The sequence below is a fragment of the Paenibacillus sp. GM1FR genome (assembly GCF_002803315.1).
In the GTDB taxonomy this organism is placed as follows: Bacteria; Bacillota; Bacilli; order Paenibacillales; family Paenibacillaceae; genus Paenibacillus; species Paenibacillus amylolyticus.
In genome coordinates this window covers 105,286-119,585 of sequence record NZ_MKZL01000001.1, presented here as the reverse complement: position 1 = coordinate 119,585, position 14,300 = coordinate 105,286, and the positions used below count along the sequence as shown (strand labels likewise).

10 protein-coding genes are annotated in these 14,300 nt (G+C 44.1%); 2 read left to right on the top strand and 8 right to left on the bottom strand.

Going from position 1 to position 14,300, the window contains the following annotated elements; translation table 11 throughout:
* Window positions 1-65: 65 nt before the first annotated feature.
* Complete coding sequence (locus PAEAM_RS00530) at window positions 66-1,421, bottom strand: extracellular solute-binding protein (protein ID WP_036615912.1); 1,356 nt, start codon at window positions 1,419-1,421, stop codon at window positions 66-68.
* 274 nt (window positions 1,422-1,695) lie between these two features.
* Between PAEAM_RS00530 and PAEAM_RS00525 the strand changes: the two genes are divergently transcribed.
* Window positions 1,696-2,463: a helix-turn-helix domain-containing protein gene (locus PAEAM_RS00525; protein WP_047842955.1), complete on the top strand. Its 768-nt coding sequence runs from the start codon at window positions 1,696-1,698 to the stop codon at window positions 2,461-2,463.
* A 124-nt stretch (window positions 2,464-2,587) separates the two neighbouring features.
* On the opposite strand, the gene PAEAM_RS00520 is transcribed toward PAEAM_RS00525, so the two are convergent.
* The 5 genes from PAEAM_RS00520 to PAEAM_RS00500 form a co-directional block, all read right to left on the bottom strand.
* Window positions 2,588-4,213 carry a response regulator gene (locus PAEAM_RS00520; protein ID WP_100526243.1) on the bottom strand — a complete coding sequence of 542 codons (1,626 nt, stop codon included), beginning with the start codon at window positions 4,211-4,213 and terminating at the stop codon, window positions 2,588-2,590.
* Window positions 4,198-5,964: a sensor histidine kinase gene (locus PAEAM_RS00515; protein ID WP_481856101.1), complete on the bottom strand. Its 1,767-nt coding sequence runs from the start codon at window positions 5,962-5,964 to the stop codon at window positions 4,198-4,200. The genes PAEAM_RS00520 and PAEAM_RS00515 overlap by 16 nt, the downstream gene beginning before the upstream one ends.
* A 48-nt stretch (window positions 5,965-6,012) precedes the next feature.
* Complete coding sequence (locus PAEAM_RS00510; RefSeq protein ID WP_100526241.1) at window positions 6,013-7,698, bottom strand: extracellular solute-binding protein; 1,686 nt, start codon at window positions 7,696-7,698, stop codon at window positions 6,013-6,015.
* Window positions 7,699-7,823: 125 nt separating this feature from the next.
* The gene (locus PAEAM_RS00505; protein ID WP_100526240.1) at window positions 7,824-9,374 is read right to left on the bottom strand and encodes a glycoside hydrolase family 43 protein; all 1,551 of its coding nucleotides are present in this window, start codon (window positions 9,372-9,374) and stop codon (window positions 7,824-7,826) included.
* A 7-nt stretch (window positions 9,375-9,381) separates the two neighbouring features.
* Complete coding sequence (locus tag PAEAM_RS00500) at window positions 9,382-10,899, bottom strand: glycoside hydrolase family 43 protein (RefSeq protein WP_100526239.1); 1,518 nt, start codon at window positions 10,897-10,899, stop codon at window positions 9,382-9,384.
* 163 nt (window positions 10,900-11,062) lie between these two features.
* Here PAEAM_RS00500 and PAEAM_RS00495 point away from each other — a divergent pair, with 163 nt between their 5' ends.
* Entirely contained in the window at window positions 11,063-11,932 is an 870-nt protein-coding gene (locus PAEAM_RS00495) for an AraC family transcriptional regulator (protein ID WP_100526238.1), read from the top strand.
* 118 nt (window positions 11,933-12,050) lie between these two features.
* Here PAEAM_RS00495 and PAEAM_RS00490 read toward each other — a convergent pair whose 3' ends face one another.
* The gene (locus PAEAM_RS00490) at window positions 12,051-13,745 is read right to left on the bottom strand and encodes an ABC transporter substrate-binding protein (protein ID WP_100526237.1); all 1,695 of its coding nucleotides are present in this window, start codon (window positions 13,743-13,745) and stop codon (window positions 12,051-12,053) included.
* A 275-nt stretch (window positions 13,746-14,020) separates the two neighbouring features.
* Entirely contained in the window at window positions 14,021-14,296 is a 276-nt protein-coding gene (locus PAEAM_RS00485; RefSeq protein WP_047842948.1) for a barstar family protein, read from the bottom strand.
* Between the last annotated feature and the right edge of the window lie 4 nt (window positions 14,297-14,300).

Genomic DNA, 14,300 nt, shown 5'->3' with positions numbered 1-14,300 from the left:
GAACGATTGACTAACCCGGACAGACCGCACCTTCACTGGTGCGTTCTGCCCGTGTAACGTGATACTTATTTGTAAACCTCATCAATCGCAGCCTGGAAAGGAGCCTTGTATTTCTCGATCAGCGTAGATACGGATACCCCTTCTTTGAGTTCCCCATCAAAATCCCAGAACGGCAAGGACGGGAATGTGTTATGGTCGAGAACCAACATACCTTCCGCAACCTCTCTGGCGTTGTTGATATCTGCTTCATCGGTCAGATGTGTCTCCAGTGTGGATTGTCCCGGATACTCATAGATCGATTCGATCTCATTAATTTTCTCCCAGATGTACATCAGTTGTTCCGGATTCTCTACTGCTTTTGGAATCGTTATAGCTTGGTAACGTGACTCACCGGAGTGATACGCTGTTGCACTTGGACCTTTTGGAAACGGTACAAAACCAATATCGTAGTCCTTCATATCCGTCATAATACCTTCAACTTCGTACATGGCACCTGAATACATCAAGGTGTTGCCTTGACGGAAGAACGTGGATGGCTCTGTCCAATCGCCGCCCTCAGAAGCTCTACCGACCTTCTCGGTAGCCAGTTTGGACAGGAAGTTCAACGCTTCTTTCGTTTTTGGATCTTCCAGGTTCTGCTTATCCTCTTTGGTCAGAGAAGCCTCGTTGGAATACAGAATCGGTTCCAGCAAGCCCGTTTGAGCGAGTCCCCAAGTGTCTAGCTTGCCATCATTGTTTCGATCTTTGTTCGCTTGCTTGGCAACGCTGATAAACGTATCCCAGTTCCATTCATCGGCATCCACATACTCCTGAAGTGGCTTCAAGCCGAGCTCTTGCATGAGTGTGCGATTATAGAAAATTCCGTTGATAAACGAGGACTGGTCCTCGGTAAAGCCGTAACCTTTGCCTTCATACTGCATGTATTCCTTGGTTGTTTTCTGGTTGAATACCTTGTCGTTTTTAATATAATCATCCACCGGCCATAACAGATCCTGTTTGGTCAATGCCGGAATGGCATAGTTTTTGCCCAGTCTCACCAGATCGCCAAGCGGTTCACCGGCCATCAGGGAAGCAACTACTTTTTCCTGATATTCACCAAAATCGATGGAAACATATTCAATATTAAAGTTGTGTTTTTTCTTCAGCGCTTCGAGATTCTCAAGGCGTTGAATGTTGTCCGGGTTGTTCCCCTGTATTTCCATGTCCCACCAAGCAACAACCTTGATCGTTCTGCCACCCATGTCAAAGTCCATTTCTGGCGTGGAGTTTTCATTCTTTGGCTCGGTTTCCGCGGGTTTTTGTTCCTCCTGTGGTGTTGTCTTTTCCGGCTCGGGTTGAGCAGTAGGTGCAGAACTGCATGCAGCAATCACCAACAAGACCGCAAATACCAGGCTCAGTAGCATGAACTTGTGTTTTCTCATCGTCTTCCCCCCTGATTGTCGTTTGCTATCACAGTGTATCGTTCAAATGAAAGCGCAAACAACCTGCCGAAATACAGATGTTTACCCGGGCTGAATATAGATTTGCGTAATTTTGCACGAGCAAAGTGCATTATAGGTTTTAATTGGTAAAGAAATGCACTGTCTACAAAAATATGCACATTGTATGCGCTTTCTTTTATTACCATAATGAAATTAAGTCAAATTTCAGTTAATCTAGCGCATTACAATTCAGCAGAAGGTGAGGTATTGCTTCATGTATGATATTTTACTTGTGGATTTCAGCCGTCGTTTGTGCGGAGAGTTGCAACAGATGTTGCTACGGAGCAAAGCTCAATATACTATCGCAAATTGTGTGTTCTCATCGGCCGAGGCTTTGACCGCATTGTCAGAACGAGACTTTTCCCTTGTTATGGTACATACAGAGAGGTTTGATACCGCGGGGCTCTGGTTATGCAATGACATTCGAAAAAAAAGTCAGATACCTATCCTCCTGATGGGTGGAAGAGATCACTTCAGGTTTGTACGCAAAGCCCTGACGTATCAGGTAAATGATTATCTCCCGTATCCTGTTAGTCCTTCTTCTTTACTTAACAGTCTGCATGGACTTAGATCCCACCTTGAAACCGACCCGGCACACAAAACGTCGTCGTTCTTCAAAACACCCGTTCAAATGAACGGTAAACCCATGCACTCCAGTCATGTTATTCGTATCGTCAAGGCCTATGTACGGGATCATCTGAGTGATGAAATCACGCTGAAGAAGATCTCTGACATGCTTCATTTTAACTGTGCGTACCTTGGACAGAAGTTCAAGCTGGAAGAGAAGATGTCTTTCAATGATTATATGCTCCAGCAACGTATGGAAAAGGCACAGCAGTTGTTGTCTTCCACGAATCTGCGAATATATGAGATTGCTATTGAGGTAGGTTATAAGGATATTGATTGGTTCTATAAAAAGTTCAAAGCGTATGCCGGATCGAGTCCCAATGCTTATAGAAGACAAAAAATCCACACGGCCTAAAGGTGGATTGCCGAATTGGTTTGTTTATCAATTAGATAATAACCACAAAAAAACGCAGGATGTATTCTTCTTCCTGCGTTTTTCTGTGGTTGTTTGGGTTTGGTCAATTCCAGAGTATTTACCGTTAACGTACCAACAGGGATTCCCGGTATTCTTGGGGAGTCATTCCCGTTATTTTCTTAAAAAGTCGGGTAAATGAATGGGCAGCCTCGTACCCCACTTGAAGTGCGACCTCACGCACCATAAGATTTGTGTTCTGAAGCAATTCTTTGGCTTTCCGTATTCGGCAGTCGTCAATGAACTCTGACACGTTTATTCCCATTTCCTGCTTAAAGAATCGTGACAGATAGGATGGATTGAAATGATGGAGTTCTGCCAGTCTCACCAGAGAGAGATCTTTCTCCAGGTTCTCCTTGACGTAACTGCATAAGGAATGAATGACAACGTTAGCACGTTCCTGCTCATTTGATCTTTTGTAGCGGACTAATTCATCAGCAGCACGATATAGAAATTGTACTGCATCCTTCATGCATGTATACTCCCCTAAGTGCAGCAAGCTTCGTTGATCCGGGATTTTCTGTTGAAGACCCCAACGATTGATCGTTGAATGCAATAATAAGGCCAGATTGTAGTATGTCTCCATGGCACGTTCCATCGTAATTTCCTGTTGCAGCAGTTCTCCTGCAAGCTCCTCAAATATATCGTAAAATGGCTGAATTCTTCCCGTTTCCAAATATCCTGACATAATCTCGATCCGGTTTGAGATCCGCATGGATTCTTTGGGTACATCAGATGAGAGATCATTGCGATGATCCGTGAGTACCATGGATACACCATCCCCAATTTTCATCCACTGGAGTAATCTCAGACGTTCATATTGTTTGGTTAACTCGGACCAATTGCAGCTGCGACTACTTAATGAAAAAGCAATGGATACGCCGAGTGATACCATGCATGCTTCCTGTACCAGTTCCAGTGTACCTTCTAGAAATCGCACAAGTTTATCATTAGTCATCTCTTCCTCCTGCTTCGGCTGAAGCAGCCAGATCGTATCCCCATAATGGTCCGTTACACTTGCGCACACTGTACGCTCATTCATTAGAGAAGAGCCGATAATGCGCACAGATTCCTGAACTTGTGTGAGGTCCGAACCTTTTTCTGGCGGATTATTGAACCGACCCAGTATGAGATAAACAGGCGAGTTGTTCTGTAATCTTATATCTCGTTTGGATAATTCGTCCTGCATATCCATAGTAGAATCTATAACCGCCGTACAGTCTTGAAGTAACTTCCGTAAATACTCTTTTTGCTGTATCAGTGCAAGCTGCGAATTGACTTTATGAGAATGTTCCAACAACTCAACCATGCTGTGACTTTGCCGGATCTCTTCCATCACATCTTCTACAACAGACATCACCTTGTCATAACCTTCCGTTTTGAGCAAGTAACGCACATTAGCCATCTGAAAAGCTTGATATGCATAATCAAAATCGCTATGTCCTGTAAGAAAAATGACACGACAATTCGGCCAACTGGCTTGAATCCGCTCTGTCAGTTCCAACCCACTCATACCCGGCATACGGATGTCCGTTAGAACAATGTCAATTCTCGAACGTTGCATCCAGGACAATGCTTCTGTTGCAGAGTAGGCCTTACATACATCAAGCTGTTCGGGTATATGTCTGGCGAACGTTTCATAGAGACTATCCGTAATAATCTCCTCGTCATCTACAATCAAAAGTCGATACATTCGTTTCCCCCCTCTTTCCACTGGATTCGAATTGTGACTTTTAACCCTTGCAGTTCACTTCTGGATAGAAAAAGCCCACTTCCTTCTCCATACGTCAGGACCAGACGTCGATGAATATTTATTAACGCAGTCATTTCGTCTGTACCTCCGTCCTTATGCAAGCGTTGTTGAAGAGTTTGAATTTGTTGCTCTTCCAGCTCATTTCCATTATCCTCTACGGTGATCTCGGCATATGAACCTTCCATATTAAACCCAATAATTAGAAGACCGGAGTCCGTATTCTTTTCAAGGCTGTGTTCGTAGGCATTCTCAATAATAGGTTGAATAATGAGTCTGGGAACTTTAATATGTTCCATCTCAGCAGGTAGTGACCCAAAATCAACTTTGATTCGTCTGGAGAATCGTAATTGTTGAATCTCTGTATAGATCCGTGAATGCTCAACTTCCACTTTCAACTTCACATGATCTGTTTCATTCCGCGTAATGAACCTGAAATACTCTCCGAGCATGTTGGTGAATTGCTCAATACGTTCGGTTTCTCCTGTCCTTGCCAGTGAATTCAGAATAAAGAAGCTATTGTACAGAAAATGAGGATTAATCTGCGATTGAAGCTGTTTCAACTCGGCCCGCTGCATCATCAATGTTTTCTTAAAATCTCGATCGATAAGGGATTGAAGATTTTCAATCATTAGATTAAAACGGGTATAGAGGAAGCCAAATTCATCCTTTCGGTTATGCGCAATGGGGACATCGAGCATGCCTCCCTCCATTTTTTTGAATCTTTTCACCAACAACAGCAACGGGATATGAATCAACTTGTAACTTGAATAGAGATACGCCGTGATGGCAACAAATGATGTAATTGCAAACAGCCAAGCCCAATGATAGAACTTGCTAAGTGGCTTGGTAACAATTGCCTCGGGTAGATATGTAGCTACGGATAAGCCCAGGGAGTCCATATGCAACTGACTAACATGGTACATGGTGTCCCCCACCTTCATCCGAAAGCCATCAAGTGTACCCTTTACACTGTGCTCACGGTAATTCGCGAGAATAACACTAGCTTGATGTTTATCTGTGATGGCATGCCCCGTTTTGTCCTCAATCAGAAACGTTGAACTCTCCGGGTACAAATTAAGCCGTGTGAGTTCATTCTGAAAATGGTATGTATCTAACTCCACCTGAATGACAAAAAGCGGGGGTTCTCCTCTCGTGCCTGTCAGCCTGACGGCACTTAAGTTCAAGGCGTCCTCTTTCACCGTGAAACGTGTACCTTTTCCTTGCATGCCTGAACTGAAATATAGGTAAGAACTTTTATCGAAATCATCGATGCCTTGGATCGCGGATATACTTTTGCCAACAGAAGGGATATGTACATGAACGTTTTTGATATAAGCAGTGCTATTCTTGAATGAAGCGAGTCGTTCAGTCAGGTAATTTAATGTATCACGCCGCTCAACCTGATCCATCATGTCCCAGAGAATGGCTAGACGATTGAGTTTTCGATCCTCAACGATATCAAACTGCTGTAATTCCATCCATTCTATCTCTCTGTTCAATTCCACCACATATTGGTTCAACCGTCTTTCCGTTGACAACGATATTTCCTGACTTGCATTGTCATAACTCCAATGATACAGATACACGCCAAGAAGAATAAGGGGGAGTACAAATACCAGATAGGTGATTATTAATCGCGCAAATATACTGTTAAACCATGATTTAGCAGGGATCTTGATCAATGCATTCACCTCCAATGCCAAAGGCTGAGTGGGTTCCTTGTAAGAATAAAGTGAACATTAGCGCTCCTTTGGCTTGCTGGCGCGAAACCACGCGTTAACCTCCGATGTGATCTGATCTCCCCCCAGCTTGCGCCAGTTCTCAACGAATTGATCAAACTCATCTATCGACCTGCCTAGAATAATGTTCATATAGGCTTCAAGCTGAAGATCCCGAAGAATAATTTGTCGATCAACCATCGTGTCCGTAATTCCGCCCGTGAATTGATCATAGAGAAGTTGGCCGTTCTTCTCGTAAGAAGCTGCAATGCTAAAAGCACCCGAAGGCCCATAGGTTTGTTTCCAACCCCAGCCGCTCTCTACATCTTCCAATTCATAGGCCACAATGCGTTTGTGAATGGCGAGAGCTTCATTCTGCAGAGCCGAGAAGTCTCCTGTACTTCTGGCATCCCGAATTTGTTTGTATGCATCTATATTTTTATTACCGGGAAAAGGAGTTACCGGTGAAAGCATCCACACAGCTCGGGAGTCGTCATTGTAGTATGTTTCATACTGTGCCTGATCCCCCCAGTTGATGTCCAGATGCAGATTCATGAGCTTTACAACAACTTCCGGATTAGAGAATCCCTTTTTTACAGCAAAGTATTGCCCAGTGTTGGAACGTAGCGGTACGAACAGGTTCCGGTCCGACTTGGCAACAATGGGATATGCCTGCCATTCTACATCTATATCTGTATCTTTATCACGGGTGCTCTGAAGCATAAAGGATGTCCACTGTTCGCCGTAAAGCATCCCTATTTTTCCATCTTGAACTAGACGAAACGCCTTGTTTCCACTTTTATAACCAAAATCCGGATCAAGTTGGCCTTCACGATACAACGTTTGCAGTACTTTCAGAGCCTCCCGAACTTCAGGCTGTATACCTCCATAAGTGAGGTTTCCTTCTGCATCTTCAACCCATATATTAGGGTAGGCACCGTAGCCAGACATGAACCCTGCAGCTCCCATAACTGGATCCCATAGATGGTTTGTTAGCGCAAGTCCATACGTATCATGCTCTCCGTTCCCGTCGGGGTCCTCCTCTGTAAACGCTTTCGAAACCTGGAGAAGCTCTTCCATCGTTTCAGGCGGCCGTAGCCCCAGTTGCTCCAACCAATCGGTTCTAATCCACAGGTACTGCGCTGTCTCAATGGAGGAAGATGATTCGGGAATAGCCATGAGTTTGCCATCAATGGTTGCCGCATCAAATGCGCCTCTTCCCTCCGCCTCCAATATACTCTTTGTAAGTGGGGAAGCATACTCTTGGTACACATGGGTTAAATCTTCGATCATTCCAGCATTGCTCAGTTGTCTAAGTTGATATGGATTAACTTTCACCACATCTGGAAAACGTCCTGCAGCGAGGGATACACCCAACTTCTGATTGTATACATCTCCATTAGCAGTCCAGTCATAGTGAATTTGAATACCTAGCTCTTTCTCATACAAACGAGTCCATCGATTATCCAGTATCGTCTCACCAGGTAACTGACTAATCATGCGCTCAAGGTCATCTCCCGTTTCCCTGACAAAAGAGACCACGATGGGAGGAGAAGACCTCTCAAACGTAGCGGGAAGTTGAATCTGCTGCCCATCTTGCTGCGGATGATGTTGTTTGCTATTACCTTCGGTATGACCTGCTGGTATGGATACAGCAAGGAACAGAATGAAGGTCCATCTTGTTATGTCCAGACATCTCTTATACATGACGACATGCCCCCAGTTCGGTTTGAACAACTCTCTTCTCTCTGTCAACTTTAATCCATATCATTGTACAACAACTTGTACTCATTGAATACGAAAAGCCGCCGTTGGGCGGCTTTAACGTATTTTCATTGTTTCTCATCAGGATTAATCACGCGATATTCAAAATTCGAAAAGTCAGCTGTTCCTCCAGCTATTTCAGTTGAATATACAAACAACCCTGTTCGGCAACCCATAAAATGATCCAGTTTATATATCATTTTGTGGACAATCCCTATATCTCTCCATTCAGTTCCATCGAAATAGGCAAAAGAGCACTCATCCAGATTGTTCTCAAAATTTCCGAATGCTTTTAGTTTAACTACTGAATCTGATACCGGGATACGTTCATGTTCAGTGGCTGGCTTCTGGTCGATCAGATTACCAAATATGGTGGAATCCTCACTATCTCTGGCATGCATGACCAAGTAAAACTTGTTATCCTGCTTCGTGAGAGCGATCATACCGTACGAACCGATTAGAAAGCACAACCCGGCATAGTCCCCATCATTCAGACGACTGCCGTCAAGCGTAACTATTGCTTCGCAAGCGGGCCCCATTGAACGCTGGGTTAGTGTGTTGACCGCAAACGTCAGATTTGGGCTGATCTGTCCCGTTCGAACACGATACACCCCCGATTTCTCTGTAACGGACCAGAGTTCATGATTAGGTGTATGATTCCATTGCCAAAAATCACGGAGGCGGATGTTTCCATCTTCCTCGGGTTCATAATTGAAACTGTCGCTACCCACTAAGGGGTTATAACGGTGCTCTGGTCTCGTGCTCGGGATATCAATCTGCTTCGGCGCTTTGTTTGCAAAGATCGGTTGACCTTGATCAAAGTGTAGCGGAACCAAAACAGGAACCCGGCCAACAGCCCCATGATCCTGAAACAGCATTGCATACCAGTCTCCATCCGGCGTATCCACGATACCGCCCTGAGCAACACCTGAATTGAAATAATCCATATCGTCATTGAATACTTCTCCACCAGTGAAGATATCTTCCAGAGAGTCTGCCATATAAAACGCCTGTGTTCTCCGTCCGGAAGCTTTCGTGATATGAATCAGGAACACAATATATTTACCATTGATCTTGTAAAAATGTGCTCCTTCATAACCAAGGTGATGAGGCTGCTCGTCTTTTACAATCAAGCGATGCACTCCACCAGGTTTGGGCCCGGACAGATCAGAGCTTAATTCGGTCAGATAGATCTCGGTATTACCGTACACGAGATAGGCTCGTTCATCATCGTCAAAAAATAAGGAGCAATCATGGTAGAACCCTTCCACGATCTGTTTCTTCCACACTCCCGAGATGGAGGTCGACGTATACAAGTATGTCTTACGGGTATCATTCGCAACAAAGATCACATAGAACATTCCTTGATGATAGCGGAGCGATGCAGCCCACATGCCTTTACTATAAACGTGATGACCATCCACCAGCCGTTGGGCAGGTGTATCGTCCAATGTGTCGTATACATATGTGGCTACTTCCCAATGGATCAGATCATATGAACGCAGGATGACACATCCCGGCATCATATGCATGGTTGTACTGACCATATAATATGTGTCATCTACACGAATAACGTCAAGATCCGGGTAATCGGCCCAAATAATCGGATTCGGATACATGCTTCAATTACACCTCATTTTTTCTGTTAAACTTCCATTCTCTTAAAAGGATGGTTGGGCTGTCTGTTGAACCTTTAAGGTTAATATACAAGTCGTGCACACCTTTCGCACCCGTAACATTAGTTGTTAGTTCCATCCATTGAAGAGATTCGGTCGCAGGCGGAACAATGATTTCTCCAATTAACAGTCCGTCTGTACGATCAAGTCGAAGTTCTAACGTACCTTCGGTTCCTTGATTCGCAATCGTGGCTGTGAAGGTTGTGGGTCCTTCACTTTCAAAGTCCACCTTGGATATAGCTATCCAGCTGTCATTATGCAGTTTAGCGGAAATCATATTCGAATCTGATGCAGACATCTCACCAGAGTCAAGATATTGCTCTGTTGATACTCCGCTACTCCATCCAATCGTTGAACCGCTTACCCGCCCATAAGGATCGAAGCATTTGATTTGATCTACGCCCTGATAATCGGCATGTACCTTCTTGATCTTACCCGTGGCCTCATCATGTTCGACTCGATTCAGATGCGTTGAACGGTAACCTTCGGGAATATCCATGGCTTGGCATAATGTCTGGGCATGATAGGCAATGTACCATTGATCCGATAGTTGAAATATAGCATGGTGATTGTTGCCGCCAATATCAAAAAAGTGTCCTGGATTCTGGAGTAGCGTACCCTGATATGTCCATGGCCCCATTGGCTGAACACTGGTCATATATGCAATCTCACCAGGTGGTGGGCTGTCATCTGGCCGATCACCCTCAATAAAATTGGAACAATACGTAAAGTAGTAACTATTATTATATTTATGTATCCCTGAATCTTCAAACATATAAGGCGCCTGAATAACCTTCGCTTTGCCAACAACGCTGATCATATCGTCTCCCAATCGCATCACTCTTGCCGTATCCGGTCTTTCTGCTTTCCCCTGTGGAATACCACCACCGAAATAGATGTAGGCCTGATGATCATCATCTACAATGACAGCCGGATCGAATAACCAGGTTACTTCCTCTACTCCCGGAGTCTCTCTTGTAATAAGTGCTTTTCCTATAGGGTCTATCCATGGACCTACAGGTGTGGGCGCAGACAGTACACCTATTCCACTGGCATTGTTGGCGAAATAAAGAAAGAAACAGTCCTTGCCATCCAAGATTCGATGAGCAGCTGCCGGGGCCCAGGATTGTGAAGCCCATGTTGCTGCGCCTTGAGGTCCAGCCACTCTGATCTCTCCATGATCGGTCCAGTTGATTAAGTCATCCGAAGAAATGACCGTAATCCGGTTGATTGAACTGTAGCTGTTTTTCTGAGGAAGACCGTCCTTATCATATTCCAGCTTATCACTAGTCATATATAAGTAGACTCGATTGTTAAATACTAAAGCATAGGGATCGGCTCCAAATTTGTGGGCCACCAGAGGGTTACCGTTGGGACGAAGCTTTCCAATCTCCCCTGGAATGCTCTCCAGATTGGCAGCTTGGTCTTGCTTTTGCTCACCAGCTTGTGGTGTAGAATGATGATTCATCAAAAGAATCCCCCTATAATCGTTTTTAGTTGTGTCTTTTTACGAGAAAGCGTTTGCAATACAAAAGGTATCATGATAGGATGATTACATTTTAAGGTAAGCTGAGTACAATTTCATTGCGTTAACCGCTCTATTTATTGCGTGAAATGACGGGAGGTACTTCATGAGTGGATCCTCTGAGTGTTTTTATGATCCCATCCAGCCTGAGCTCTTATATCTACACAGCGTAACGAAGTATAAGCTGGAAACGATCTATCATCGCCATAATGCATACGAAATCTACCTGTTTCTTCGTGGCAACGTTCACTTTTATGTAGATAATCGATGTTACCATGTACAGCCTGGTGATCTGCTTGTGATGTCACCCGAGGAGATGCACCGAGCCTTTATTTTGGATGAATCTGAGTATGAACGAATTACAATCAATCTCAAAAAAACATATCTATTTCAGCTTTCCACACCATCAACCAATCTATCGTCATGTTTTGACCATCGCCCCAAAGGAACAGGCAACATCGTACATCTAGACGACGATAACTTGAAGCAGATGCTGCAATGTACAAACGAACTGGAAGGATTGCTTGCTTCCGATGCTTATGGCACCGATATCAAAATAAATGCAGCCGTAGCCCAATTGTTGGTCATGATTAACGTCTGGTTTCATAACAATTCCTTTGTTCCCAATGACATTATGCCTGAACTGGTTCGTGAAACCATGGATTATATTGAAACACATCTGAATCAAGACATAACACTTCGCAAACTTGCCGAAGTGTTCTACATGAACAGTACTTATATCAGCCGCCAGTTCAAAAAGCATACTGGATTGACCATCCGTTCCTACATTTTGGGTCGTCGTATTGAACGGGCCAAATTCCACCTGTCAGAAGGAATGAGTATTACGGATGCATGCTTTCAATCGGGCTTTAGTGACTATGCCAATTTTATTCGCAGTTTTACCAAAATGGTCGGCATCTCCCCCGGTAGATATATCAAACAAAGACGTGATGCAATGGAAGCACTGCCAAGATAATGATGAGCTCATTTAATGTAAACTAAAAGAACATCAAGCCATCCTGCATGGCTCGATGTTCTTTTAGTTCTTGATATACTTCGGATCTGCAAACAATTTTATTGTAATTATACGCCAGTTAATTGATCTCTTTACCCGTCCACAATCGAACGCGATCTTTAATCCACTCCGTATACTGCTGTTCCATGCCTACTGCACCTGCATTATCAAGTTCGGTAATCATATTGTCATATATGCCTTCAAAGGCACTTGGAGAGGATGTAATCGCTTCGGCGATCCGTTTCTGAATAATATCCTGCGTTTTCTGGTACACAACGTTATAATCCCCACTATCCGAAGGAATCGGCATATTGTAAGCAGCGCCCCACTCTTTCACCGGAAACTCCTCTTCGGAAGGGAACAAGTCCTTCCATGTAGTGATGCCATAACCTTTCAAAGCTTCTTTCTCCTCATCAGAATAACTTTGCTGTATCTGTTCAGGATAATTCGTTGTATAGTAGTTATCCGTTGAATCTTTAACGCCATCCCCGTAGTGAGCACCAAAAATGTAATACAAGCCTACTCCGGTTTCTTTGGTGAATGTGTTATTGTCTTTGTTTTTACGTTCCTGTACATCGGCCGGAATGGTGCGAACACCGTCTTCCACGTTATATTGCTCACCTTCAACGCCCCAGTTTCTCAATACTTGGCCTTCTTCAGAAGACATCCAATCCAAAAATTTGATGGCACGGACAGGATCTTCACAATCAACTGTTATGCCAATGCCATAACCATCAAAGCCGATATTTTGGAAATCTTTACGCTGAAAGTTGTCATCTAGCGTGACCGGATAGAATCCGTAGGTCATGTCGTCTTTCCCTGCACTTTTCAAAGCATTTTCCGCATCACTGAATCCCCAGCTTGGATCAAGCAAGGATAACACGCGACCACTGGCGATTTTGGACTTATACTGGTCATCCTTCTGAACAAAACTGTCCTTGTCCAGCAAGCCTTCATTGTACATCTTGTTCAACCACCGGAAATATTCCTTCTCCTCGGGACGTTTGTAATGCAGAACGGCTTCGTAGGTGTCCGGATTGATGAAATACTCACCATCTCCAGGTCCTCCAGTAGACATGACAGCGGGATCAGTAACAGTGATCATTCGTCGCCATCCATCTGCACTAAGCGTCAACGGAATTGTGGGTTGGCCATCATCTGTGGTCGGATGTTTCTCGTAATATTCACGTAGCACATTTTCGAAATCGTTTAAGGTTTTGATCTCAGGATACCCGAGTTCCTTGACTACACGATGTTGAATGGCAGTACCATTCGTCGCATCAAAGCTGACCTGATCGATCGCACCATTCGTTGGAATCCAATAGATTGAAGGATCGTCATTGCTGTATTTCAACCGATTGAAGTGCTCACCGTAGATCTTTTTCAAGTTGGGGGCGTGTTCTTCGATCAGATCCGTCAGATCAATCATTGCCCCGGCATCAACGAGTCTGGTCAAGTTACCTTTGGGGAAAATCAAATCCGGATAATCACCGCTTGCAGCCATCAAGGAAATACGGTCGTTTCCGCCTCCGCTCGAAATATCGAATTCAGCATCAATGCTTACACCGGTTTCTTCTGTGATTTTCTTCCCTACCGCATCCTGCATTTTGTTCCAGTTGGGACTTGCATCTGCGCCGAAGAAGGTAAATGTGATCGGGCTGTTGGGGTCACTCGTATTTGATTCGGAATTCTCTCCAGCATTTCCGCAACTGGCGGAAACTAACACAACACTTGTTACGAGACATGCTCCTAGCACTTTTGATACGGCTCTCATTATTTTTCTGCCCCCTAAATGATGTTAGTCGTAATAACCAATCCAGACATTACGATGGTTCACTTTGAGATAGTATACGCTTACATATTCAACCGTTAGTAAACGACTACAACCCTGCCTACCCTATTCCATGTTTAAAGTATAAGGAAGTCTAATAACCCCAACCTTGATTATTAAGCCATGAAAATAGCATGATCTAGACATGAGTCTCAGTAAAAATGTAAAGACCAAAAAAGCGATGGTTGCCCATCGCCACATAAAGCCAAGGCTAATTTTCAATAATATAATTCCAACGTAAATCCTTGGATCTCCCCTTCAACTTCCCGCAACAATTCCATTAGTTGGTCAGCGTAATCTCCAAGAATCTCTTTGCTTTTCTCAAAACCAATCCATTGAACAGTAAGCGGCATGCTTACAGCCCCAGTTAAGACATCCCATAGTGCGTCCAAATTGCCTCCATAGCTCTCGTCTAACTCAAGCTGGTTCTGCAAAATTTGATGAAGCTCTTCCTTGCTGTGAAAGTCGTTTCCGTTAATCTGAATGATGCTCATATCA

Coding starts and splice junctions, on each gene's coding strand:
- PAEAM_RS00490 (WP_100526237.1), bottom strand. CDS start 13,745: ATGAGAGCCGTATCAAAAGTGCTAGGAGCATGTCTCGTAACAAGTGTT.
- PAEAM_RS00500 (WP_100526239.1), bottom strand. CDS start 10,899: ATGAATCATCATTCTACACCACAAGCTGGTGAGCAAAAGCAAGACCAA.
- PAEAM_RS00505 (WP_100526240.1), bottom strand. CDS start 9,374: ATGTATCCGAATCCGATTATTTGGGCCGATTACCCGGATCTTGACGTT.
- PAEAM_RS00485 (WP_047842948.1), bottom strand. CDS start 14,296: ATGAGCATCATTCAGATTAACGGAAACGACTTTCACAGCAAGGAAGAG.
- PAEAM_RS00525 (WP_047842955.1), top strand. CDS start 1,696: ATGTATGATATTTTACTTGTGGATTTCAGCCGTCGTTTGTGCGGAGAG.
- PAEAM_RS00510 (WP_100526241.1), bottom strand. CDS start 7,698: ATGTATAAGAGATGTCTGGACATAACAAGATGGACCTTCATTCTGTTC.
- PAEAM_RS00495 (WP_100526238.1), top strand. CDS start 11,063: ATGAGTGGATCCTCTGAGTGTTTTTATGATCCCATCCAGCCTGAGCTC.
- PAEAM_RS00520 (WP_100526243.1), bottom strand. CDS start 4,213: ATGTATCGACTTTTGATTGTAGATGACGAGGAGATTATTACGGATAGT.
- PAEAM_RS00530 (WP_036615912.1), bottom strand. CDS start 1,421: ATGAGAAAACACAAGTTCATGCTACTGAGCCTGGTATTTGCGGTCTTG.